This window comes from Alphaproteobacteria bacterium, assembly GCA_018667735.1.
In the GTDB taxonomy this organism is placed as follows: domain Bacteria; phylum Pseudomonadota; class Alphaproteobacteria; order Rickettsiales; family JABIRX01; genus JABIRX01.
In genome coordinates, this window is record JABIRX010000037.1 from 1 (window position 1) to 26,237 (window position 26,237).

At 32.1% G+C, this 26,237-nt stretch carries 21 protein-coding genes; 9 read left to right on the forward strand and 12 right to left on the reverse strand.

Annotated elements, in window-relative coordinates:
- Window positions 1-220: 220 nt before the first annotated feature.
- Window positions 221-820, reverse strand: a complete 600-nt coding sequence (locus HOH73_03685; protein MBT5827959.1) for a superoxide dismutase — start codon at window positions 818-820, stop codon at window positions 221-223.
- Window positions 821-867: 47 nt separating this feature from the next.
- On the opposite strand from HOH73_03685, the gene HOH73_03690 reads away from it, so the two are divergent.
- Together HOH73_03690 and HOH73_03695 are read left to right on the forward strand one after the other, a co-directional pair.
- Entirely contained in the window at window positions 868-1,704 is an 837-nt protein-coding gene (locus tag HOH73_03690; GenBank protein ID MBT5827960.1) for a hypothetical protein, read from the forward strand.
- 408 nt (window positions 1,705-2,112) lie between these two features.
- Entirely contained in the window at window positions 2,113-2,916 is an 804-nt protein-coding gene (locus tag HOH73_03695) for a prepilin-type N-terminal cleavage/methylation domain-containing protein (protein ID MBT5827961.1), read from the forward strand.
- A gap of 497 nt (window positions 2,917-3,413) precedes the next feature.
- On the opposite strand, the gene lipA is transcribed toward HOH73_03695, so the two are convergent.
- The gene (lipA, locus tag HOH73_03700) at window positions 3,414-4,319 is read right to left on the reverse strand and encodes a lipoyl synthase (protein MBT5827962.1); all 906 of its coding nucleotides are present in this window, start codon (window positions 4,317-4,319) and stop codon (window positions 3,414-3,416) included.
- A 17-nt stretch (window positions 4,320-4,336) separates the two neighbouring features.
- Entirely contained in the window at window positions 4,337-5,494 is a 1,158-nt protein-coding gene (locus tag HOH73_03705; GenBank protein ID MBT5827963.1) for a phosphoserine transaminase, read from the reverse strand.
- A 238-nt stretch (window positions 5,495-5,732) separates the two neighbouring features.
- Between HOH73_03705 and HOH73_03710 the strand changes: the two genes are divergently transcribed.
- Window positions 5,733-7,493: a M3 family oligoendopeptidase gene (locus HOH73_03710; protein ID MBT5827964.1), complete on the forward strand. Its 1,761-nt coding sequence runs from the start codon at window positions 5,733-5,735 to the stop codon at window positions 7,491-7,493.
- A 1-nt stretch (window position 7,494) separates the two neighbouring features.
- Here HOH73_03710 and HOH73_03715 read toward each other — a convergent pair whose 3' ends face one another.
- Window positions 7,495-7,938 (reverse strand): 23S rRNA (pseudouridine(1915)-N(3))-methyltransferase RlmH, encoded by a 444-nt coding sequence (locus HOH73_03715; protein ID MBT5827965.1) that lies wholly within the window; start codon window positions 7,936-7,938, stop codon window positions 7,495-7,497.
- A gap of 87 nt (window positions 7,939-8,025) precedes the next feature.
- On the opposite strand from HOH73_03715, the gene HOH73_03720 reads away from it, so the two are divergent.
- On the forward strand, window positions 8,026-8,943 hold the full coding sequence (locus tag HOH73_03720; GenBank protein ID MBT5827966.1) for a hypothetical protein: 918 nt from the start codon (window positions 8,026-8,028) through the stop codon (window positions 8,941-8,943).
- A 203-nt stretch (window positions 8,944-9,146) separates the two neighbouring features.
- Window positions 9,147-10,187 (forward strand): hypothetical protein, encoded by a 1,041-nt coding sequence (locus tag HOH73_03725; protein ID MBT5827967.1) that lies wholly within the window; start codon window positions 9,147-9,149, stop codon window positions 10,185-10,187.
- Between the two features lie 106 nt (window positions 10,188-10,293).
- Here the strand turns inward: HOH73_03725 and HOH73_03730 are convergent, their stop codons facing one another.
- The 4 genes from HOH73_03730 to HOH73_03745 form a co-directional block, all read right to left on the reverse strand.
- On the reverse strand, window positions 10,294-10,557 hold the full coding sequence (locus HOH73_03730; protein ID MBT5827968.1) for a hypothetical protein: 264 nt from the start codon (window positions 10,555-10,557) through the stop codon (window positions 10,294-10,296).
- 345 nt (window positions 10,558-10,902) lie between these two features.
- The gene (locus HOH73_03735; protein MBT5827969.1) at window positions 10,903-14,313 is read right to left on the reverse strand and encodes a hypothetical protein; all 3,411 of its coding nucleotides are present in this window, start codon (window positions 14,311-14,313) and stop codon (window positions 10,903-10,905) included.
- Window positions 14,314-14,522: 209 nt separating this feature from the next.
- On the reverse strand, window positions 14,523-15,923 hold the full coding sequence (locus tag HOH73_03740) for a hypothetical protein (GenBank protein ID MBT5827970.1): 1,401 nt from the start codon (window positions 15,921-15,923) through the stop codon (window positions 14,523-14,525).
- Between the two features lie 77 nt (window positions 15,924-16,000).
- Window positions 16,001-16,282, reverse strand: coding sequence for a hypothetical protein (locus HOH73_03745; GenBank protein MBT5827971.1), 282 nt, complete (start codon window positions 16,280-16,282; stop codon window positions 16,001-16,003).
- Between the two features lie 306 nt (window positions 16,283-16,588).
- On the opposite strand from HOH73_03745, the gene HOH73_03750 reads away from it, so the two are divergent.
- On the forward strand, window positions 16,589-18,139 hold the full coding sequence (locus tag HOH73_03750; protein MBT5827972.1) for a 2-isopropylmalate synthase: 1,551 nt from the start codon (window positions 16,589-16,591) through the stop codon (window positions 18,137-18,139).
- A gap of 64 nt (window positions 18,140-18,203) precedes the next feature.
- Entirely contained in the window at window positions 18,204-19,496 is a 1,293-nt protein-coding gene (locus HOH73_03755; GenBank protein MBT5827973.1) for a citrate synthase, read from the forward strand.
- A gap of 1,066 nt (window positions 19,497-20,562) precedes the next feature.
- On the opposite strand, the gene HOH73_03760 is transcribed toward HOH73_03755, so the two are convergent.
- Entirely contained in the window at window positions 20,563-21,861 is a 1,299-nt protein-coding gene (locus HOH73_03760) for an ankyrin repeat domain-containing protein (GenBank protein MBT5827974.1), read from the reverse strand.
- Window positions 21,862-21,964: 103 nt separating this feature from the next.
- Complete coding sequence (locus tag HOH73_03765; protein ID MBT5827975.1) at window positions 21,965-22,849, reverse strand: hypothetical protein; 885 nt, start codon at window positions 22,847-22,849, stop codon at window positions 21,965-21,967.
- A gap of 218 nt (window positions 22,850-23,067) precedes the next feature.
- On the opposite strand from HOH73_03765, the gene HOH73_03770 reads away from it, so the two are divergent.
- Window positions 23,068-24,351 carry an O-acetylhomoserine aminocarboxypropyltransferase/cysteine synthase gene (locus HOH73_03770; protein ID MBT5827976.1) on the forward strand — a complete coding sequence of 428 codons (1,284 nt, stop codon included), beginning with the start codon at window positions 23,068-23,070 and terminating at the stop codon, window positions 24,349-24,351.
- A gap of 30 nt (window positions 24,352-24,381) precedes the next feature.
- Here the strand turns inward: HOH73_03770 and HOH73_03775 are convergent, their stop codons facing one another.
- Both HOH73_03775 and HOH73_03780 read right to left on the reverse strand, forming a co-directional pair.
- Window positions 24,382-24,870, reverse strand: a complete 489-nt coding sequence (locus tag HOH73_03775; protein ID MBT5827977.1) for an NYN domain-containing protein — start codon at window positions 24,868-24,870, stop codon at window positions 24,382-24,384.
- A 55-nt stretch (window positions 24,871-24,925) separates the two neighbouring features.
- A complete protein-coding gene (locus tag HOH73_03780) occupies window positions 24,926-25,132 on the reverse strand; it encodes a cold shock domain-containing protein (GenBank protein MBT5827978.1) in 207 nt (68 codons plus the stop codon).
- A gap of 862 nt (window positions 25,133-25,994) precedes the next feature.
- On the opposite strand from HOH73_03780, the gene HOH73_03785 reads away from it, so the two are divergent.
- Window positions 25,995-26,213 carry a hypothetical protein gene (locus HOH73_03785; protein ID MBT5827979.1) on the forward strand — a complete coding sequence of 73 codons (219 nt, stop codon included), beginning with the start codon at window positions 25,995-25,997 and terminating at the stop codon, window positions 26,211-26,213.
- Window positions 26,214-26,237: the final 24 nt, after the last annotated feature.

Consider the following 26,237-nt stretch of genomic DNA (forward strand, 5'->3'; position numbering starts at 1 on the left):
CTCTACTCTTTATCACTTACTATAGTTTAAGATACCCATTACCTTTAATAAAGAAATATATTGGCTTAATAGACGATAAAATATAAGGAAGGTTAGATTAAACTTTGCTACATAAATTTTTCCTTTTACAAACTACTGTTATAGGTGCTTGTCCTATAAATTTATGCCTAGTTAAAAATATAAATTAAAAGCCACTAATATAATTAGTGGCTTAATTAAACTAATTATTATTAAAATTTGCATTAGCAAAATCCCAATTGATCAAGGAATTTAAAAATGTATCTATATATTTAGGTCTAGCATTACGATAATCTATGTAATAAGCATGTTCCCACACATCCATTGTTAGTAAAGGGATTTGCCCTTTAACTATAGGAGTGCCCGCATTAGCAGTTTTAGTAACTTTTAATTTAGCTCCCTCTAAAACTAACCAAGCCCAACCACTACCAAATTGTGTAGCGCCTGCTGCGGCAAACTCTGCTTTAAAATTATCATATGAGCCAAAATCATCTTCTATTTTATTTAATAATGCTCCTTCTGGCTTTCCACCACCATTAGGTTTCATTGATTGCCAATAAAAACTATGATTCCAAACTTGTGCAGCATTATTAAAAATACCAGCATGAGCAGGATTATTTGCAGTTTCTCTTATAATATCTTCTATCGCCTTATCTGCAAATTCTGTGCCAGATATTAGTTTGTTGCCATTAGTCACATAAGTTTGATGGTGCTTACCATAATGAAACTCTAAAGTTTCTTGCGTGATATGTGGCTCTAATGCATTTATTGCATAAGGTAGCTCAGGTAAATTTAATGCCATGTTAATTCCTTCTTTGATTTATTAAAAATATATATTATTTTATATACATGAAATATGTATTTTTAAACCATAAATTTATTAAAGCAGAAAATGCACACATCTCTATTCATGATCGAGGCTTTAAGTTTGGTGATGGCGTATTTGAAACCATGCGAATTAAAGATTATCTTGTTCAGGATTTAGAGCTACATTTATTACGCTTACAATCCGGCTTAGAAGCTATTAAAATTACACTAGATTTAACCAAAATTGAAAACTACATCTCGTTACTTATTAAAAAAAATCAACAAAAAGATGGTATTTTACGCTTAATTGTTACTAGAGGTGCTGGTAGTATTGGATACTTACCAAAAAAAAACATTAAACCAACTTTGCTGATTGAAACAACCAATTTGGTGAAAACAAAACTAGATAACATAGAGTTAATTATTTCTAGTTATAAAAAACCTTCTTTAAAAGCTTTACCTGTAAATTTCAAATTATTACAAGGTTTAAACTCTACTTTAGCAAAATTAGCCGCAACAGAAATGGGTTATGCTGATGGAGTTTTAACTGATGAGCAAAACCACATATTAGAAACTAGCTCAGCAAATATTTTTCTTATTAAAAATGGCAAAATTTATACACCAGCTAAAGAGTTAGCAATATTAAATGGTGTAATACGCAGCAAAATTATCAATAAATTTACTGTGCTTGAAAAAAAAATAAAATTAAAAGAATTAAAAAAATATGATCTTATTTTTATCACAAATGTTGCAATAGAAATTGTGCAGGTAAAAAATATTACTAACCAAAAAAACAATAAATCTATTTGGCAAGCTAAGCCAAAAATAAAATCAACTAATATTTTTCAAAAGATAAATAATCTATTCCTACAGAATTAACATCAATAACCATTATAAAATGTTTGTGTATCTTTTAGAAGAAAATTAGTTTTAGAGTAAAATTTGGAGCTAGAATTAATTATCATAATATATAACCTTACTTAAATCTGTTACTAATTATATAAAAGTAGTTCATACTTTGGCAATTTTAGAGATCTGGATATCTAAAAACACAATATGTACGCAAGTTAAGATAATATGACAATTACAGCTATTAATAGCATATTATATTTAACAAGGCAGTAATGTTAAATTCTTGTGGTAATATATAGGTTTAAGTAACAATTAAGTATTGTCCTAGAGACTTGTAATTAATCTTAAGTTCCAAATAATTCAATTGAAAATTAGCAAAAAACTTGTAATTAACTTTAATTAATAAACTATTGCATGATGTATTGTAAAAACAAAATGAATTCTAAAAAGCCTATAAAAGGATTTTCTTTAGTTGAGTTATCCATAGTGTTAATCATAATAGGTTTGCTGATAGCAGGAGTATCCTCAGGGAGCAAGCTAATAGGCCAGGCAAAATTAAGATCGGTAATTACTGATTATAACACATATAAAAATGCTTATAATACATTTTACCTTACTTATGATGTATTACCAGGTGACATGAGCGCCGCTGACGCTTTAGCTTATTTTGGGGTTGTAAATAAATCAAGTAATTGCACTACAGCTACGGCCTCTTATGCGGCAGAAGATAATATATTATTAGCTATTGATGAAGGCCCTATGGCATTTTGGCATCTGAGCTTAGCAAATTTGATAGGTGGTAATTATGATGGAGAATATTTAACAGCAGAAGTTGCGGGGGTTACGGTTGGCTCTGCTAATTATGCTGATAATGTAGCGTTTAATTTTTTTAGTATGGGAGCGCATTGTAATCAATGGGCTTACGCTAGCTCAACAATATATGAAAATGCGGTTAAAAATATTTTAGCATTTGGTGCTATAAACACCTCTACATCTGGTTTAGTTTATGATTCCGCTTTAAAAGCTGTAGATGCATATAGCATAGATAATAAATTAGATGATGGAGTGCCAAATAGTGGAATTATATTAGCAGACCACGGTGTAGATGTAGGAAACAGCCAACAATGTACTAGCTTAAGTGGTTATGCATCTACCTATACTTCAAGTGATGGCAGGCTTAGCTATATGGCAACTAATGATTATGCAGCATGTCGTATGATGTTTGTTATGGATTTTTAGAATCAAGACATAAAAAAGATTTTAGCTATTAATATCATAATAAACATCAATCCAGCAATATTTAATAACATCGTTCATATGTTTAATTTTTCATAATGCATTTTAGAAAAATATAAACCATACATATTATAAATATGAGTGTTTTACAACTTTTACACTACCTAATATTGGCAGCTAAAGGCTAGTTTAAATAGCATCAAAAGAGTTATTAATTTCTAAATCTCAAGACATATAAATAAGCCCAATTTATACAATTCTAATTTACTAAATGAAAATTTAGACTTAGTCAGTTATTACAATTATTGAGATTAATGTGAGCTATTTTAAATATGATACCTGCGGGACAACTAAAATTTAATAATTAACTACTAGTTAGATAATTTATAACAATGATCACAAATATTAGAGCCTATAATTCTAATTAAAGCTTTTTTTGCACACACATATATAAATAAAAAAGCAACTTCTCACCTAATTTATAAATTAAATTAGAAAGTTTAGCTATGTTGTTTTTTTCTATTAGCCTGCATTTGCTGAAAATCTTCACCAGCATGATAAGAAGACCTAGTTAGTGGTGTGGCAGAAACCATTAAGAACCCTTTTGCCTCTGCCATTTTATGATAATATTTAAATTCATCTGGGTGTACATAACGATCAATTTTTGCATGCCTAGTAGTTGGTTGTAAATATTGACCAATAGTTATGAAATCCACTTCAGCCGCGCGCAAATCATCCATCAATTGTAAGACCTCTTCTTTTTTCTCACCAAGACCTACCATTAAACCAGATTTAGTGAAGATAGTAGGATCTGCTTTTTTAACATCTTTTAACAAAGTTAGAGAATTAAAATAACGCGCGCCAGGCCTTATTCTGGCGTAAAGTGATGGTACAGTTTCTATATTATGATTAAAAACATCAGGCTTAGCTCTAACTACTGCTTGATAAGCATCATCCTTTCTTAGAAAATCAGGGGTTAATACTTCTATTGAAGTTTGTGGAGAATATAGTCTAATCTTTGCAATAACTTTAGCAAAATGCTCTGCGCCACCATCTGGTAAATCATCACGATCAACCGAAGTAACCACTACATGATTTAAACCCATTTCTGATACAGCTTGCGCCACATTATCTGGCTCATGCGGATTTAAAGCATCCGGCACTCCAGTATCTACATTACAAAATGCGCATGCTCTGGTACATACTGAACCCATAATCATTACAGTTGCGTGTTTTTTGCTCCAACATTCGCCAATATTTGGGCATGCCGCTTCTTCACACACAGTATTTAACTTTAAATTACGCATTAAATCTCTAGTTTCTTTATATGTTTTAGAAGTAGGAGCTTTAACTCTAATCCAGTCAGGTTTTCTTAAATATTCTGATTTTTCAATAATTTTAGTCATTGATTTAATTACATTTCTTATAAATAATTTTTACTAGTCTCTAAAAAAGCAAAATCTAGCCATTTAGTTAAAATTTCAATATCGCTAGCTTCAACAGTACCGCCACCCCAAATTCTTAAACCAGCTGGAGCGTCTCTATATGAAGCAATATCATAAGCTACATTCTCTACTTCCAACATTTTTACTATCGCCTTAACAAAATCTTGCTGTTCATTTGAGGCTAATTTCAGATAATTCTCATCCGTTATTTTTAAGCAAATTGAAGTTGAAGAAATGGTATTTTTATCTTCTGCCAAAAAATCAATCCAATTAGATTGTAATACCCAGTTTTTTATCACAGTTAAATTATCAGCGGATCTTTGCATCATAGCTTTGTTTCCACCAATAGATTTAATCCATCTTAGTGAATCTAAAGCATCTTCTGCAGCTAACATTGATGGTGTGTTAATTGTAGCTCCAGAAAAGATAGATTCGTTGATTTTACCCTTTTTGGTAATCCGAAAAATTTTGGGTAAGGGGCGATCTGGCTTAAAACTTTCTAACCTTTCAATTGCTTTTGGTGACAAAATAAGCATACCATGTGCTGCTTCACTACCCATTACTTTTTGCCAAGAAAATGTTGTAGCATCTAATTTAGACCATGGTAAATCATAAGCAAAAATTGCTGATGTCGCATCACAAATAGTAATTGCTGATCTGTTGTCTGCTATAAAGTCACAATTTTCTACTCTAACACCACTTGTGGTTCCATTATAAGCAAATACTATATCACGGTCTGGCTTAGCTTCATTTAAATCTGGCAACAAGCCATAATCTGCATGATAAATTTTTAAATCTGCTAATTTTAATTCATTATCAGCATCTATTGCCCAATCAGCTGAAAAACTCTCCCAAGAAAACACATCAACTCCTCTGTTACCAAGCATATTCCACATGGCAAGCTCAACGCTTCCTGTGTCTGAAGCAGGTAAAATACCAATCAAATAATCTTCTGGCACCTTAAGCAATTCTCTTGTTAAAGTAATAATTTCATTTAATTTAGCTTTTTGTGCCTTAGCACGATGAGAGCGACCAGGATTAAATTCGCTTAGGACATTAAGATTCCAACCAGGTCTTTTGGCACATGGTCCAGATGAAAAACATGGATTATTTGGTTTTTGGCTTGGCTTAGTCATAAATATACTTATAAAATATCTAAAGTTTAAGATCTAAATAATATGGAAAAAACCTAAATTGTAAACTACTCATTCTTAATTAAGGGCTAAATTCTACTCTAATAAGATAAATATCCAGAATCTATAAATTTCACTACTTATGTAAGCTAAATCAATGTGATCTTTAAAAGCAAATAAAAGCTGGAACTTGTATTTTTCTAATTTATATTAAATTTTATAAAAATTTAAAAGGATAAAAATGTTACCAGCTTGGAATCTAACTGACTTATATAAAGATAAAACTGACCCACAAATAGAATTAGACCTTAAGAATTTGAGCGTAAAGGCGCAGCAATTTTCTCATGAATATAGCGAGAAAATTAGTCAGTTAGGCGGTATTAAATTAGCAAATATCATCAACCAATATGAAAATATTTATGAAGAGGTTGGTAAATTAGCTACTTTTTCATATTTATATTTTGTAACCGAGATGACAAATCAGGAAAAATCTGGCTTTTATCAAAATATTTCTGAAAAAATTAATAATATTTCAACTGATTTGCTCTTTTTGCCCCTAGAGATTGGCTCTTTAAGCGATCAAGAATTAGACAAATTTTATGAAGGAAGTGATGCTTTACTATCATTCAAGCCCTTTATTCGGGATATTAGATTAAGCAAAAAATATCAAAAAAAACAAGAAATAGAAAAAATATTGCATGAAAAAAACCAAACTGCAAATTCTGCCTGGAGTCGTTTATTTGATGAAACCATCGCTAGTTTAGAGTTTGAATATGGCACTAAGAACCTTTCCGCTGCGGAGATATTTACTTTGCTATCTGACAATGATGCAAATACTAGAAAAAAAGCTGCTAAAGCAATTGGTAAAACTTTAGAAAAAAATATAAAGTTGCTTTCTTACATTACCAATACTCTTGCAAAGGACAAAGCTATTGAAGATGATATAAGGTTATATGATCATCCCGTAAAAGCCAGAAATGTAAGCAACTTAATTGAAGATGAAGTAGTTGAAGCTTTAGTTAAGACAGTTAAAGAAAATTATCAAAATTTTTCACATCGTTACTATAAATTAAAAGCAAAAATATTTGGCCAAAAATCTCTAGATTATTGGGATAGAAATGCACCTTTACCTGATTATCAAGAAGGAGAAATATCTTATGAAAAGGCCCAGAAAATTGTTTTAGATGCATATCATGAATTTTCACCCAAAATGGCAGAAATAGCACAATTATTTTTTACAAATAATTGGATAGATGTACCGCCCAGAAAAGGTAAGGATTCGGGAGCTTTTGCCCATCCAGCAACACCATCTACACATCCTTATATAATGTTAAATTACCAAGGAAAACTGCGCGATGTGATGACTTTAGCGCATGAATTAGGCCATGGTGTACATCAATATTTAGCAGCTAAACAAGGTTACTTGATGTCTGATACACCTTTAACATTAGCTGAAACTGCTTCTATTTTTGGTGAGCAATTAACTTTTGAATCACTACTTAGAAATTGTAAAACCAAACAAGAAAAAATTAGCCTTTTAGTTAGCAAAATTGAAGATTCAATCAATACTATTGTAAGACAGATAGCTTTTTATTCTTTTGAATTTGCTGTGCATAAAGAAAGAAAAAATGGTGAATTAACTACGCATCAACTAAATGAAATATGGTTAAATGTACAAAAGGAAAGTCTTGGGCCTGCGATCAAGTTACATGATGAATATAAATATTCTTGGTCTTACATACCACATTTTATTCATTCTCCATTTTATGTCTATGCTTATTCATTTGGTAATTTACTAGTTAACTCATTATATGGAGCATATAAAAATGGGATTGAAAATTTTGAACAAAAATATCTAGACGCCTTGGCGGCGGGTGGTACACTTCCGCATAAAGAATTGCTAAGCCCATTTAACTTGGATGCAAGCAAACAGAATTTTTGGCAGCAAGGTTTAGATTTACCCCTCAGCTATATTGACGAATTAGAAGATTTGGTAAGTTAATTTATTTGTGATAAGGGTGATTTTTTTCGATCATTTCACAACGATATAGTTGTTCTAACAACATTAATCTGGCAAGCATATGAGGCATAGTCATTTGCCCAAGTGACAAGATTAAATCTGCTTTACTAATAAAATTTGCACTAAAACCAAAGGCACCACCTATAAAGAAAACTATGGGTTTATTTTGTAGGTGCAATTCATTTAATTTTTGTGCAAAAGCAATTGAGTTAAATTCCTTTCCCCTACCATCTAGAAAAATATTTATATTTTCTTTTTTAAGATAATTAGAGAGTAACTGCTCCTCCATTTTAATAGTTTCAATTTTTGTAGACTTCTTATGATTTAATTCTATTAATGTAAAACTCTTACCTAATCTCTTTTGATACTCGAAGATTACATGATGATATATAGTAGATTTTTGTTTACCAAAACAAATTAACTTCATTAATTATAACCATAAATATACTTATATCTAACAGAGTTTTTGCATTTTTCTAGAAAATATGTTAAAATAATTATAAAGAAAGATAAAATGCGTGGAGAAGATTACAAAATTAAAAATATTAATTTAACATTGCATGTATTTAACAATAGAGCTGAGCTAAAATTAGCCATTAGCGAATTGTTAACCAGACCAAATACAGCTGCTGAACAAAATTTTACAAGAAAGCTAACAAATACTTCCAACCTGTTAACTTTAAGAGCAGGGCCAAGCGTTTTTAATTATATGCAACAAGAAACAATAGACAGCTTTGTCTTGGGTAACAGGAAATTTCTCAGCCTCTTTGCTGGCAATAATTTCAATAATTCAAAAAGCGCTGAAGATTTAAAAATATTAGCCAAAAATACTCAAAACCCGCAATTAAAAACAGCTATTACTAAGCTGTGTGAGATTATGGCACACACACCTTCAACTGAAATGGAAAAATACGCTCTAGCATCATTGCTTAAACTCCAAACTCATAGCTCCGTCTCTTTAGACCGGCCACCTTTAGAAGAAAAAACAGAAGAACAACTAACTATAAAGGCAGAAGCAGAGATTAAACAACAGCATGCAACAAAATTAGCAGACGCTGCAACTAAATTACAAGCAATAATAAGAAGAAAAGCATTAAGAAAAAAGGTAACACCAATAGCTAAAGATTTAGAAGAAACACAAGAAGTAATATTTGAGGAAGAATATTATACAGATGATGAGATTTTTGAGAATATGGCAATGCAAATAGCTTTATCTACCCTAAGGGATGAAAAATTAAATGAAACCGAATTATTCGAGAAAATTACAAAAGCAGAACATGATGTAAAACAGGATGGTTTAAGTTTTATTGACATAATTAAACAAGATCTTCTCGAACGCTCACAAAAAGATTTTCCAGAAAGTAGCAAGATACAAAAATGGCAAAATAAAACTGCGAAAGATCCAGAACTAGATAAATCACATAAACGCTAAATTATATTATAAAAATTTACAAAAGCTTAATCTGCTAAAATAGGATTAATGGTTACATCATACCAATAACACAAAAATATCATTAAAAACCCAGCTATATAACACTGCTTTCTATTTTTATAATATTAATTTTGACTTTTTGAGCTATTTTTTTTGCATAATACCTTAAAACGTGGTACTATAGTTATATAATCTCTTATATTATGAATATGCCCCAAAGAAATGAAGCTGACTTAGTCAACAACGCAAAGCAACTAAGACAAGGCTTAGATGACAAGATCAGCCGCAATCAAAATGCGTATGAGAAAAACTTAAATAAAATCAAGGAACAGTATTTACCTGAAAATTTTGTCTTTGAGTCAAGAAGGGCTTTAAAAGATGCTGCTAGATTAATCAATGCTCAAGCAGCAGAAATCTCACCAGAGCAAGAACAAGAATTTATTAGAAAATTAATTAATACTAAGCATTTACTTGCCTTAAAAGCTGATATAGAGTCTTTATCTGTCAAACAACAAGAAGTGATTAGAAATTTTGTTGATGGTAGTAGATCTTTTTTTAGAAGAAGTAATGATTTTGCTAATTCTACTACTAAAGTAGTATTAGAGAGCGTTCAGAGCACTAATATCAATAATGAAGCCACCCAATTTATTGCAACAATTTTACAAGAAGTGGGTTCTGAGCTAACTATGAAAAAGGCAAAAAGTGTAGCATCTATCTCTGAAGCATTAGCGCAAGCAAATATTGATCGAGCACTTAAAGACGCGGGCAAAGTTCAAGATGACTTAATAGAAGTGCAGAAAAAAATGCAAGTAACTAAACCTTACTTGACATTGGAAGAAATTGAAAAAAGTTTAGAGGAAGCAGCTCCTCATTCTGATGATGAAATTTCATTAGCTGATACTAGCATCAGCTCACACAGCGATAGCACACAAGCGTTAGACGATGAATTAGATGCATTGGCAGAAGAATATAAACGCGAATTAGATAGAGAATTAGATAGAGAATTAGATAGAGAATTAGATAGAGAATCAGATAGAGAATTAGAGGAATTAGATAGAGAATCAGATAGAGAATTAGAGGAATTAGATAGAGAATCAGATAGAGAATTAGAGGAATTAGATAGAGCATCAGAGAACAAACGCCAAGGAAAACACACCTTAAGTCTAGATAGGCCCCCACCCCCATCTTCACATGTAGAACAAGTACAACAATCATCTAATGAACAGGGAGGACACTCACGCTAAACGCTTAACTTTATTTGCACGCTATAATTATAACTTAAAATAACTATATTTTACTGAACAAAGATATTTTTTTACTACTCATGTAAAATATTATAAGATCGCTCTATTACCTAATATTTGCTTTATATTGCAAATCTTCTAAAGCTATTTTAACACTCATAATAATATTTCCTGCTGCATAAGGTGCAAATTTGCGGCATATATATGCGGAAACCCAAAATAATAATGGAGTAATTATTAAAAATATTATGGGATTATTCACTAATCTAATTTTAGCTATAGCAATTAGGCTGATAAATGTTAAAACCAATATTGAATGAATAATTGATATGACCTTTTTATCATCTGGCATAAGACCGGCCTTCTTCATGTTTACTCTACTCGCTTTGAGATTATTTAAGCTATTACATGCTAATTTAAATAAATTTCCTTAGCATATTTTCTAATTATATCTTAATTTGATACCAATCACAATATTAATATTATTTGTACAAAACTAATTAAGTAAAATAATCCTCATAAATGTCATTTGGTAATTACACAAACATAATTACAAATATGATAGTTATGATCTTCACAAATGTTCTATAATTAATTAAAGCGTAATAATCTAATCTAATTTTAGTATAAGATTCTTATAAAGAAACAGCTTTAAACACAAACAAACTAAAAAAACAAAATGTAAAAATTAAATTTATACAATTAATGTTTCTACTTATCTTTCTGTCAAACTTCCTGGTCTACTTACGCGTCTCTTTTCTTCCGCAGCTGCAAAGGAGTTTTCTGCTGCTGAGCCTTGTGGTGCTGGTGGTGGCGCATCTAAACTTAATGTGCGCTCTCTTGAACTTTGTTCTGGTACTGGTGGTGGCGCATCTAAACTTAATGTGCGCTCTCTTGAACTTTGTTCTGGTACTGCTACTTCCTGTTCTCCTGCTTCTGCTGCCGCTGCTGCTTCTTCTGCGGCTTCTGCTGCCGTTTCTTCTTTTACTTCTGCTGCTGCTGCTGCTGCTGCTAATAATAGTGGACTTTCACTAGTTTCGACTTCTTCAATTTCCTTGAATTTTACACCTCTGCGTTCTAAAGTTGGCATTATTGATTTTAGTTGTTTTTTATCCTCCTTACTAAAAACTTTTATTGTTTCTATTTCACATTCTGCAAAACCTACTCCAGCTTTTATTACAGATTTTAGATCTTCAAAACGATAATCTTCAAATAGACTTTCTAAAAATTGTTGCTTAACCTCTTTACTCAATTGTGTCATTTGATCTGGCTTGGCTTTGCATAAAGTCACAGCTAAATCAAGATTGTTTTCATCTAAAATAGCCTTCAAAACTTTATTAAAATCAATTTTTTGTGTTAAATATTTTTCTACTAATTGACCATCTTGAGCTTTTTTAAAATATTTTGGCCCTTTTACTATTGATTCTGTTTCTGCTGCTGCTAATGCTTCTTCTTCTGTTGCTGCTGGTTGATTGACCTCCTCTATTAATTTTGTACTTACATTACTATAGCCAAGTTTATATAGCTCTTTTAATTTTTGTGTTTCTGGTTTAAATTCTACATTAGCTCGACCAAACAAACCTCTTACTTTATTTGCAGAACTATTTCCAAACTGTTTGACAAGCGATTTACCACCTAGTGGAGCTGCTTCCACTTTTTGCTTGAAATATTCTAAAGCAATTTTTCTTGCTTCTAACCCTTCTGCAGATAAGTCTCCACTAGTTTTTAATTGATTATTTAACTCAACTAAATACTCAAAAGCCTCAAGCAAATCTTGCTTACCTGTAGATTTTCCTTTAGTATAAAATGCCTCTATAGAAGTTATATCAACTCCTAATTGTGAAACAGCTTTGTTTTGAAATATTTCAGCAAAGCGCTCTTTCATTACATAAGCTTTAAATCTGCCTGCTGGCATTTTTACTGTTTGTAATCTCTCTTTAAATGTCGTTAATGTTAATTTTTTTGGTCCTGCTACTGGTAGATCTGTTTCTGGAAATTCTCTCTCCCAATGTGCTTCTACAGTTCCTAAATCACTTTCTACATGACCGTAACCTGCTACTGGTAGATCTGTTTCTGGAAATTCTCTCTCCCAATGTGCTTCTACAGCTTTAGCTGTTCCTAAATCACTTTCTACATGACCGTAAAATGCAGTTGGTATAGGATGAGCACTTGGATTACCTATCTCAAATTTTAATGGTGCACCTGCTCCTCTTGCATATTCTACAACTTCTTTTCCTTGCTTGGCTATTACTTTAAAAAACTCAGCCGTAAATTTTACTTTATAATCAGCTTTAATTTCTTTCTCTCTTGCTGTTATCTCTTTCTTTAGCTGTTTCCTTGCTATAGCTCCTCTTTTACTTAATTCAGATTTCGCGTCAATCAAGCCCTGATCTTTTTGCAGAGCATCAGTTAACCAACCACATTTGGCAATTGCAAGTCTAGTTGCAACTTGTGTTAATGTTCTATCTTGACCACTTTTACAAGAAACATGCTCATGCATATTTGCAAGCTCTGCAAATGCTATATCTCCCATCTCAAAAGTAAAAGCATTATTATCATATAATACATCATATTCCCCTTTGTGAGGCATTGTATTAGTTACCGCCTTATAATAATCTAAAAATACTCTTTCAGCTCCACTTATTTGATCGCCTTTTAATAGTTCATCTATATTAGCTTTTGGGTCTATTATAAAACTTCCAAAACTTTTACTAAATCCGCGCCCGCCAGTTCTATCTATTTGCTGTTGTAGTAGAGTCATTCTAGCATTAAGCTGATCATTTCTCTTAGATTTTTTTATATCTGTTCCTCTACTTGCGGTGATTCGCATAACACTCATACTTCCCGCTGCCCATGAAGAATGAGAGCTTTCTGTAAGCAACAAACCCGCTTTATTTGGTGCGACTAAACCACTCTTTAAGGATAAATCTTGCTGATAAGATCCATCTAAATCCTCCCAAAATCCTACCTCACCGCGCTTGTCAGAATCCATAGCACTAACTAAATGAGTAGAGCATTCAAATTTATTATGGCTAATTGTGTGAGTAGGTGATCCAGAATATTTACTTATATCTAAAGATAGATGAATACCATTTTGTTGTAATATATAATTTACCAACTGAGCTTGCTTTAAGGTTAATTCTCGGGCTGGTGGTGGTGCTTCAGCTTTTTTCTCTTCTGCTCCAGACGCTGCCACTATTCCTGATGCTTGGCTACCCTGCTGCTCTAAAAACTGTTTAATCGCATCTACTTCTATAACATCACGTTCAGTATCAGGGCCATGAACCTTAACTTTAGAATCTGTTTTTGAGTTTGCTTCTTTTATAGCAGCATTTATCACCTCACCTAAATCTTCCCGTTGTATAAATTCTTGCAGGCTTTGCTCTTCTTGTTTTAAGCCAGTGTTTAGAACTAGTTCCATTTTAGCTTGCGAGTTAAATCTTGCACTTCTAGTAAAATTTGCTGGTTTTGAAACTTTCTCACTCTCTCTGTCTCTTTCCGCTTTATTATCTACTGCAAGTAAATTTGCAACTAAATGCCCCCCTTGACCCTTATCATCAGATATATTTTCAATACGATAAGTTAATGATTCTTTCATGTGGTTAACAAAATGTTCTACTGTACAAGCACTAAGGTCAATCTGCTTTTTCTGGCAATAATCATAGCTTTTCTCTAGATATTTTTTTGCTAGAGGGTCTAGAGCACTAAATGAATCTTTTGATACAAGGCCTGTTTTTTCTTCGCCTATTTCTTTTAAAAACGCTTCAAGCTTCTCTATTATATGTTGGTGCTTTTTAGGCTTTTGGCCCGACTCACTATCAAGCCATTTATCACCTTCTTGCAAACTCAGCCCTTCTCCTAAGCTAGGTGTGTCTGTTTCTTTTATTTCTTGCACACTTTTACATTTAGATCCTTCAGGATATAATTTAGGTAAAACTAATTTTGTAACATAAAACCCCTTTCTTCTTTGTGAGCCTTTTTGTTCTGCTACTTCAGCGCCTGGTCCTCCACCGCCCTTACTTTCTCCCACTCCATGATAATCTTTAGGGCCTTTTTGTTCTGCTACTTCAGGGACTAGTCCTTCACCACCCTGACTTTTTTCCTTTTCCTCATTATCTCTAGACATATTTTTATATAATTTAGTTAACAATAATCTTATTATAGCCTATTTTTCTATTTATTACAACCACAATTAACTATACAAAGATTTTTCTACAGATAATGTTGTTGAATTATATATTAACATAACAGATGGGCTAATAATATACCATTACACCTCAAGACAAGAAGATTACACCTTAAAAACCGCACAGCAATTTAAGCAACTTATTTTTGCTATCTTGTAGGCCCTGTTGGCTTTTCTCTTGCTATATCTGCTGATTGACCAGAGTCTATACCTATGCTTGTTACGCTCTCCTCCTTTACAGCATCTAATATTGGCCTTAATTTTGGATCTTGCTGTAAAATATCAAGCAAAGGGTTTATCGTAGAGTTTTGCGAGTCGAACGACCCCACTCCCATATTACTTGGATATTCTACTTCTGCTGCATCCTGTACCATATTATTCATCTTGCCTGCAGGTAATTCTAAAACCGACAAACCATCGGCTTTAGCTTTAAGCTTTTCCATTACATCCTCTGTTTTTTCTGCATGCTTATAAATTGCTGCTGGCACAGGTTGTTCATTCATACCCTCACCTATATTAAATTTAAGCTTGCCACCTTCTCCTCTTGCATGCTCAACTACAGCTTTACCTTGCTCTGCTACGGTTGTCATAAATGCTACCGTGAATTTATTAGCATAATTTAGCTCAACTGGTTGTTGCTCAGTTGTTGTATCTGCTTTATCTTGTGGCCAACCACATTCATTAATGGCACATCTTAATGCAGTTAAAGTTAAGGTTCGATCTTGACCACTCTTACATGAAACATGGTCATGTATATTAGTAAGCTCAGAAAAGGCAATATCCCCCATCTCTCCAGCAAGAAGATTTGTTGGGCATTTCAAGAGTTGGTCAAATTTACTTGGTGTTTTATCTGCAAACTTTGTAGCGTTATAATATTCTAAGAAAGCTTGCTCAACTCCACTCATTTGTGGTTTTTTTTGAAAATTTAATTCACCATTAGCTCTTTTATCTTGTGGTGGTTTTTCTACAAAAGCTTTAAATTCTGGACTATAATCACAACCATCTCCATATCTATCTATTTGCTCTTTTAGCAATTTCATTCGCTCTTCTAACTGATCTTGTCTTTTGCTTCCTTTTGTTTTGTTACCTGTTATCCATGCCATGTTTCCTCCACCAAATGACGATTGTGAAGCTTCTGTTAAAAGCAATTTTCCTAATTTTACAGACGGTGTTTCATTATTATTAATTACAGGATGTTGCGTTACAGCTTTATGAGCCTTGCTTAAATTATCCCAAAATTTATCTTCTCCCGATTTTTTAGAATCCATCGCTGAAATTGTATTAAGATCCATAACATAATTTTTGTGCTCTACTTTCATGTCGTCACTTTTATATAATGACATATCTAGATGCAAATGCACAGCTGCATTTTTTAGCCTTAAATTAAAAGCCTGTGCCTCTTGTTTAGTTAAAGAATCTGTTGGAACTGACAAACCCTCACTCTTCGCAAGCTCTAATTCTTGACTCATTGCAGCTTTTACAACCTCAGTTAATTTTGCCTCACTATCAAATCTAGCACTTCTAGTGAAATTACGACCAGTATCATTCACCTGAAGCAAATTAGCCGTTCTACCGTTTGGACCATTTAAACGCTCTAATTTCCATTCTAAACCTTCTTTTAAGTTAGTTAAAATGCTTCTACTTTCACTTCTTTAGATGCATTTATTTTTTGGTATTCTTCTAATGCTTTCAAAGCAAAACTTGGTAATTGTTTCTTTGTAATTTGTGTAATATCTTTACCCTTATCTTCTGGTGATAGCTTATCTAATGCTTGCTGCAAAGATTTTATTAATTTTTTTTCTTTTTTAGGTTTTTGGCCTGCTTCACTATCAAAAACTAGACCATCTGTTGATCCAGCCTTTAAGTCAGTTTCAGCTGCTAGTTCTAGCTTTGCATTTATAGTTCTCAAAACACCTTCTTTATCTTCATAATAAATTGGAAAACCACCCCTTTCTTTTTAAAATGTCTCAAAATCTGACCCTATTATTTTAGAATCCAACTCTGTGCTTGCTTCAATGCTAGCAAAAGGCCATAATTTTTTAAAATAACGACTCATAATAAACTCTCTCAATTTATTTCTATAATGGTATAGTAACATTTTTTTAAGTGCTGCGCAATTACGATAATTATTCAACATTGTAAGACATTATTAACTAATCTCTTGCTCTTACTATTTTCGTTTATATGATTTAGGTAATATTTTTTATTAGTAATAATGAGCAAAGAAAAAATTATCATTTTTGACACTACCCTAAGAGATGGTGAGCAATCAGCTGGCGCCACTATGAATTTATCTGAAAAGCTTGCTATTGCTAAATTGCTTGATCAAATGGGTGTTGATATTATAGAAGCTGGCTTTGCAATTGCTTCAGAAGGTGATTTTAACGCCGTAAATCAAATAGCCAAAAATAGTGAAAATGCTGTAATTTGCTCCCTAGCTAGGGCCATAAAAAAAGATATTGAACGAGCGGGTGAAGCAATAAAACCAGCCAAACAAGGTAGAATTCATACTTTTGTCTCAACTAGTGATATACATTTAAAATATCAAATGCGTAAAAGCAAAGCAGAAGTATTAGACATAATTAAAGACACAGTTGGTCTTGCCCGAAATTTATGTGATAATATTGAATGGTCAGCCATGGATGCAACTAGAAGTGAGCATGACTTTTTATATAAAGCCATTGAAACTGCTATTAATCATGGTGCAACTACTATTAATGTGCCAGATACAGTTGGTTATGCTATACCTGAAGAATATGCTAACTTAATTAAAAATATTAAAAATAACGTCCCTAATATTGACAAGGCTATAATTTCAGTACATTGCCAAAATGATTTAGGCCTGGCAACTGCCAACTCGTTATCAGCTATTCAAGTTGGGGCAAGACAAGTTGAATGCACTATTAATGGCCTTGGTGAAAGAGCTGGAAATACTGCTATGGAAGAAGTTGTGATGGCCCTTAAAACTAGAGATAATTTCTTTGCTTATGATGTTAATATTGACCCTAATTATTTCGCCCGAATTTCACGCTTAGTGTCTAATGCATCTGGCTTTATGGTACAAAAAAACAAAGCAATAGTTGGTAGTAATGCCTTTGCTCATGAATCAGGTATCCATCAAGATGGCATGTTAAAAAATCGTAACACTTATGAAATTATGACCCCAGAGTCAGTTGGTTTTAATAGCTCAACTTTAGTTTTAGGTAAGCATTCTGGTAGTCATGCCTTTAAAACTAAGGTAAAAGATTTAGGCTTTAATGTTAGTGAAAGTGAATTAGAGACATATTTCAAAAAATTTAAAGATTTAGCTGATCGCAAAAAAGATATTTACGATGAAGATATCATTGCATTAATTGGTATAGAATTCACAAATAATGATCGTGTTAAATTTATTGATTTAGAAGTTTCTTGCGGCAGCAAAGACAGTGAAGCCAGATTAACAATTATCTTTGATGGTAATGAATTACAACTTAAAACTAAAGGTAATGGACCTGTTGATGCTATTTTCCGTGCGATAAAAAAATTAGCACCACATCAAACAAGATTAGATTTATATCAAGTTCATTCTGTAACTAAAGGTACAGACGCACAAGCAGATGTTACAGTTAGATTAGAAGATGAGCTCAGTAAAACTTATAGCGGCCATGGAGCGCATACTGATACTTTAGTAGCATCAGCACATGCATATATTTCTGCTTTAAATAAAATGTTTAACCAAAATGCAAAATTAGGAGATAATACCGACTCAAGTAACATTTCCATATAAATTTTGCTTTTAGCACTAATATTTGCTATGCTTTAATTAATAAATAAAATTTTAAAATAATCAAATGACCGATGCCAAAAAGAAAGATTTAGTTGTTGAAGTTGGAGAGAAGAAATTTGACTTTTCGCTCTTAGAAGGTACCGAAGCGCCAAGAGCTATTGATGTCAGAAACTTATATAAAGAAACCGGTCATTTCACTTATGATCCTGGCTTTATGTCTACTGCTTCATGCGAATCTAAAATCACCTACATAGATGGAGATAAAGGCATTTTACGCTATCGTGGTTATCCTATTGAAGAACTTGCCGAGAAAAGCACTTATGAGGAAGTTGCATATTTGTTAATGTATGGCGAATTGCCCACTAAAAAAGAATTTACTGCTTATGAATATAAGCTTAGGCACCACACTCTAGTACATGAACAATTACAATTTCTATATCGTGGCTTTCCAAGAAAAGCTCATCCTATGGCAATTTTAGTTGGAGCTGTTGCTTCATTATCAGCTTTCTACCATAATAGCACCGACATTTTAGACCAAGGAGATAGAGATTTAGCATGTATTAAAATGATAGCTAAAACTCCAACTTTAGCAGCTATGGCTTACAAATATTCTATTGGTCAGCCTTTTATTTACCCGCAAAATGACCTTACTTTAGCCGAAAATTTTCTTCGTATGATGTTTGCAGTGCCCTGCGAAAAATATAAAATTAACAAAACTATTTCTAACGCATTAGATAAAATATTTATTTTACATGCAGATCACGAACAAAATGCTTCCACTTCAACAGTAAGGTTAGCCGGTTCAAGTGGGGCAAACCCTTACGCTTGTATTGGCTCTGGCATTGCCTCTTTGTGGGGTCCAGCTCATGGTGGTGCAAATGAAGCCGTAATTAAAATGTTAGAAGAAATTGGTACTAAAGATAACATCAATAAATATATCAAGAAAGCTAAAGATGCTAATGATCCTTTTAGATTAATGGGTTTTGGTCATCGTGTTTACAAAAATTATGACCCAAGAGCTAAAGTATTGAAAAAAACTTGTGATGAAGTTCTTGCCGAATTAGATGTGAAAAATGATCCATTATTAGATATCGCCAAAGAATTAGAAAGAATAGCATTATCTGATGAATATTTTGTAAATAGAAAACTCTATCCTAACGTAGATTTCTACTCTGGTATCATTTATAAGGCACTTAACATACCAGTGCAAATGTTTACCGTTATGTTTGCCATTGCGCGAACTACGGGCTGGGTGTCACAATGGAAAGAAATGATCGAAGATCAGGATTCTAAAATAGGTAGACCTAGACAAATTTATATTGGCTCTAATCAAAGGGCTTATAAAAATATGCGCTAAAAATTATTAGCTTACAGCTAAGTATCTGTTTAAATTCTGCTAAATATTTTTACTAAAATCTAATTTTGTAAGAGTAACTAGCCAAATATTAAGATAGATTAATAGCTGACTAAAATTATGCTAATATTTATTGTCTTATAATCAAGATTGCCTTGCTTAACTTTCGTTGTTTTTGGTAATATTTCATTATTCAGCTTATTTTATTCCTGCTATTTGTTTAATAGCAAATGCCATCTATAAAACTAAATTTCGCCTTAGAATTTTGCATTAGCAAGAGCTAGTCCTGCAATTCTAAAGTAAAATATTTAATCAAAACTAATGGAATGAAATTATGCTTATATATTCTTCCTGGATAGGTAATTGTCCTGATTATTTTTCCTTTAGAGTTAAATTGATTTTAAGTTATATAATTAAGCATTTTTGTTGGTACACTTAATCATTATCTTAAAAAGATATATAAACAAAATCTCTAATCTTTGAATTAATACTACATCCATCAGAAATAATGTAATACCCTAGGCCATAAAACAACAGCACTAAGCAGAAAAAAGCCCATAATTAATAGCTTTGTAAGTGTGACCTCTTTTGCATGTTGGTGCATAGCATTATTTAATTTTACCATTACTTAGCAATTGAGCTAATTTGAGATGTAATCTTGCTATAAAAGAGAAAATAAAATAACAAAATAAAAATCATATATCGCAAAACTAAAATTGGCGTGCCATCCATTTTGAGTAAAGATGTTAAGCCTAACGATCCTGGCAACATGCCCATAACAAAAATATGAAATAATAAGCATCTAAAAAACTAAATCCTAATTTATTACTTAGATTTAACCTATAAATTTTTACATATTTCAAAATAATAAACTCTTCGCTGCCCATATCAAAATCAGCAAACTATTTGTCTTATTTATTAACTCTAATAAATTGCTCTCCCAAGGACTCTTTTAAAGATATGCTATAAATAGTACCAAGATATTAAAGACTTTATAGTATGATTATTTCTATTTATATGAGAGGAATCATCTCGAGATAGCATAATGTACAACAGCCCAATTAACTCACTACCTTGCTAAACCCTTCTCTTCATCTTTTTTCTTAATACGCTCTTTGGTAATTTTAGTGACAAATTTATCTTTGCTTATTTCACTAGCTTCCATCCCAATAAATGAGCCAATATGCTTGGTTAATTCCCCAGGTAAAATATCTAATTTAGCCCCACCTTCTATTCTTGCTCTTTGGCTAGCGCTATCTACTTCATTATCATTATATGCTTCTGCGCTCAATTTCTGGCTAAACATTTGCTTAAAATCTTTACTTACACCAGCTAAAAAACTAGGTTTATATTGATAAGCTAATAATTCTTCCACCTGATCTAATATAGCTAAAGCATAATCTTTACATTCAGTAATATTAGTTACTTTTGGCAAGTCTTGTAAGAATAATTTTGTTACTAAATCACCATAAAAGCCCTTTAATTCTGGATTACTATCTTCTATTTGCAGCATCCGCTCATAAAATGGCACAATAAATTCATCCTTATAAGCTAATAATTCGGCTTTACACAGCCTAATTTCTATTTTATTCATATTAGATGCGGCATCTAATATAGCGGGCGAACTGCACACAGCATATGTTGCTAAGAATTTATCACCTGTCATTGCCGCAAACTCAAATAATGTTTGTTTTTGCGCATCAGCTAAGTTAGCACCATTTTTTAAAAAAATTTTTACAATATCTAATTTGTCTTGATGATCTGGAAGTTGATGTACCAAAGAAGTTAAACCATTACTAACTGCAATATCAATAATATTCCGGCCAAAATGATCTCGTTCCTTAAGCAATTTTAAGTCTTTATTAGCTAATAATAACAATTGAATAATCTCTATATTACCTTCATCTGCTGCTACATGAAATGCTGAAAATCTTTTATGGTCAATATAAGCTAAATTAACATCCTTGCTTAACAGACTTGCTACTATTTCTGCATTAGATGCTTTAATCGCTAGGTTCAAAGCGGAAGCTTTTTTAGTAACTAAGTGAATATCTGCACCTTGCTCTATTAAAAGTAAAGCTGCCGAAAATTTATGGTCAGCTAATGCCATCAAGAGTGAAGTCATATTTCCATGAAAATAACTTTCCATACGCTGGTTAATATTTGCTCCATTTGCTAACAACCAATTAATTAATTCGCAATTATCAGTTGCAGCTGCAATATTTAGCAACGACAAACCGGCATGTAGTGAATTAATATCATAAGATTCATCAATTTTTTTTAACTGACTCAAATAAATATATAATTGTTGATTACTAGCTTCCCTTGCCGCCTGATCGACAGCTAAAATTAATTCCTCCTTTTGCACTTTATAATAAATATTATTATAAAAACGACTTTATTATGAAAAAAGAGACTTTACAACCATAAAATGCGTTTTAACTTTAAATATAGTATAATTATTCTTAATATTAATTAATACTTATACTAATATTTGCATTTTCCATATTTGTTAAAATAAACTCTTGCACTGCTTTTTGAGCTACAGATTGCTCTATCACTGTTTTAATAGAGTCATATTCTGGAATAGTTGCATCACGCTCATCCTCTAGCTTAACAATTAACCACTTCTCACCTACTAATATGGGCTTAGTGATAGATCCTCGTTTTACCTTCTCTGCGGCAGCTAAAATTTCTGCGCTTAAACTACTTTTATACACATAACCCATGTCACCGCCATTTTTAGCTGAGTTTTTGTCAATAGAATGCTTTTTAGCTTGCTTTGCAAATGAATTGGGATATCTAGAAATTATTTTGCGAATATTCTGAGCTTTTTGCTCAGTCTCTACTGCTATAAAACTGATTTTTATTTCCTTTTTATCTTTCAATTCCTGAGTTAATTTAACATATTCAGCCTGAAGCTTATCTGCGTTTAACGCTTTTTCTTTAATGTCATTATATAAATTTTGGGCTAAGATCTCAGTTTTAAAATTTTGTAAAGCACTCTCAAAAGAATCAGACTTGTTTAATTTTCTTTTTAATGCTTCACGATATGCAATTTTTTTAATAATTATTTCTTTTATAATTAGCTCTTGCTCATCTATATTTAAAGCTAAAAAATCTACACCCTGTAAATCTTGATTATTTAAAGCCAATTTATTCAACTCTAATTGGGCCTCCTCTAAGCTAACCTCTCCACCATTAAACTTCGAAACAATTTGCACTGAATCTTTTGAACCAGTGTTAGAATTAAGCACAAATATAACTGAAGCAATTAAAATAACAGCAATTACGCCTATAAAAATAATGTTTTTTTGCTTTAAATTGATTAAATCTTTGAATTTACTATAGTCCATATTGTTACTTTAATTAATAATAAGATATTAAAATAAATATTTTAAAATTATATGCAACATATATATATATACCAACCTAAATCATAGACTTTCGCACAACCAAGCGTTATAATACATTACTTAATAATTTGTCATAAACATTAAATCGATATAACCTAATATATTTGCTGGCCTATAAAATGAGTGTTGTTAGTCTTGTACAAAATTAAATAAAATCCATGTCAAAAAATATTGAAACCATCGCTTTACATAGTGGTCAACAACCAGATCCTACTACTGGTTCTAGAGCTGTACCAATTTATCAAACTACAAGTTATAATTTTAAAAATTCAGAACATGCAGCAAACTTATTTGCACTAAAAGAATTTGGCAATATTTATACTAGAATAATGAACCCAACCACCGACGTTCTAGAGCGTCGTTTAGCAGAACTAGAAGGAGGCTCTGCCGCTTTATGCACGGCAAGTGGAATGTCTGCCATATTTTTAGCGATACATACAATTTGTGGTGTTGGTGATCATATTGTTTCTTCAGCTTCTTTATACGGGGGAACTGACACTCTATTTCGTCATACCCTACCCAAAACTGGTATAAAAGTTGATTTTATTGAGGATATGGATGGTGAAAAAATTCGCGCAAAAATCACCGCAAAAACTAAATTAATTTACTTAGAAACAGTTGGTAACCCTAAAAATGATGTTTTAGATATTGAAGCTATAACCAAAACTGCCAAAGAATTGGGTATTCCTGTAATGATTGACAACACTTTTGCACCAGCAATTTTTAAACCAATTGAACATGGCGTTAATATTGTCGTGCACTCCTTAACAAAGTGGATTGGCGGACATGGAACTTCTGTTGGTGGTGCTTTAATTGATGGAGGTAATTTTGATTGGGGAGCTGGTAAATTTGCAGAATTTACAGAAGCAGATGATAGTTACCATGGTTTAAAATACTGGGATGTTTTTGGTGATTTTCCAGATCTTGGCAATGTTGCTTTTGCAATCAAAGCACGAGTACAAGGCTTAAGAAATATTGGGATGTCTTTAAGCCCAACTAATGCTTTTAATATTATTCAAGGCTTTGAAACATTACCACTTAGAATGAAAGAGCATCTTAAAAATGCTCGTATTTTGGCGAAACATTTAAAAGATCACAAACAAATTAACTGGGTTAATTATAACGGCTTTAAAGATCACCCTTATTATGAAAATGCGAATAAATATTTAAATGGAAATTTTCCTTCTGTATTTACTTTTGGTATTGAAGGTGGTTACGAGAGAGCAGAAGCTTTTATAAATAAAGTTAAATTATGCAGTCATTTAGCAAATGTTGGTGACGCTAAAACTTTAATTATTCATCCAGCTTCAACCACACATCAACAGCTTAATGCTGAACAACAGTTAAAAGCTGGGGTTAAACCAGAGTTAGTTAGAGTATCAGTTGGTCTTGAAAATATTGCTGATATTATAGCTGATTTCGAACAGGCATTAGCAAAATAATTTACTCTTAAGGCAGCTTACTTGCTGTCTTCACTTTTTGTTTATCAGTAATTTTGTAGTAATAGGTACAAACTTATCCGCTTCATTTATTAACGCATTTGCAGTTAAATTTTCTACGCCATAAATTTCTGTTTTAAGCTTATATTTTTCTTTAATATACTTAATTAACATAGCAAAATCTCCATCACCAGAAGCTAGGATTATTATATCTGAGTCTTTGGCATATTCTAATATGTCTATTGTTATACCAACGTCCCAATCGCCCTTTGCTGAACCATCTTTGCGCGTGATATATGGCTTTAATTTAACTTCAAAACCTATTGCTCTTAAGATATTATGGAATTGTTTTTGTTTTTCGTCCGACTTGGCCGTGGCATAAGCATAGGCTTTTACCACTTCCCTGTCTTGTGTTGTTGTTGCCCAAAATTTATTATAATCAAAATTTGCTCTGAATATGTCTCTACTGGTGTAGTAAATATTTTGGACATCAACGAATATTGAGATCTTTTTTTTTATCATTTTACAAAACTTGAAGTTTTATGATAAAAAAGCTCAAGATAGATAGTTGCACAAACTATATGATTTCTAAATCAACAGCTTGGGTTTTTCCTCTTTGATCTTTCTCAGTTTGATATTCAACTTTAGCGCCTGCAACTAATGCATCTTCATTAACTGATTTTGAACCATTAATGTGAAAAAATACGTCGAATTTACCTGTATCGATAAAACCGTATTTTTTATCATTAAAATATTTTTTGATAACACCTGATTTTTTTTGCATGAAATAACCTCTATAACAAATAATTAAACTAATGTTTGGAAAAGCGATGTTTTTTAGTCTAAATTTGTAAATAAAGATTGAGTAAAAAGAACTTTTAAAAACTATAACCATAATACATTGCTGATTATAATTGTAAAAGCTTATCTGGTTTTATTTTCCAGCTAAAGATTTTTTATTATATTACTCTAACTATCTAAAAAGCTTTATTTAAACCACAAACCTTTTTAAACATTTCTGTGCTTAACTCCCGATTAAATCATTTAGAAAGTCTAGGAGCCTAGAAAACTAACCAAAAAACACTTTAGATTACTCAAATAGTGAATAGCTAGCAACCTTATTTTATCTTACAAAACTAACGGAGAATAGATATTTTATTCACAAAATACGCTTTGTAGCCATATAATATTTGTATAGTGCTTAGAGTTATGTACAATAATCAGCACAATTATTATTTTAGGGTATTATGAGATTGACAGAAGAAAATAGAACAACACTTAATAATTTTTTTAGCACAGGAAGATTTTCCAGTAATAGCTGAAAATGTCGAAGAAGCACAGTTAAGAGCTCTTTTAACTACAGCAAAAAGCAAACAGAATCTAGATCAACAGAAACTTGTGCTCAAGCTGCTAGCAGAGATATAAGATATGCTTCTCTTGATCGAACTCCCCCTATAATAATATCTGATCTTATACGAAAACTAGAGTCTTTATCAAGCTTACCTGATCATATAACTAAAAATTACGATGGAACATATATATATTGTTGTGATGCAGGAAATGGAGCAGCTGCATTAGCTGAAAAACCATTACATGAACTTACAGAAAGTGAGTTAACTGAGCTTAATAATCGAATAGAAGCTAGATTGGCAAGGCAACAAGCAGTATTAGAACCTCTAGATCTTGGCCTATTACCTGCCGAAATATCTGAAAGAGACCCAAGGCTAGAGCAAGTAAAAGCAACAACTGAACAAACAGCAGCAGGAGTAGTGATTGCCCGAACACAAAGCAAGCAAAATTGCTCAAGTAATTTTGCGGACAGAGCAGGAAAAAGGGCGGAGAAAGATTCCACTCAGGGAAGATAATTATTTATAAAGAAAATTTTATGC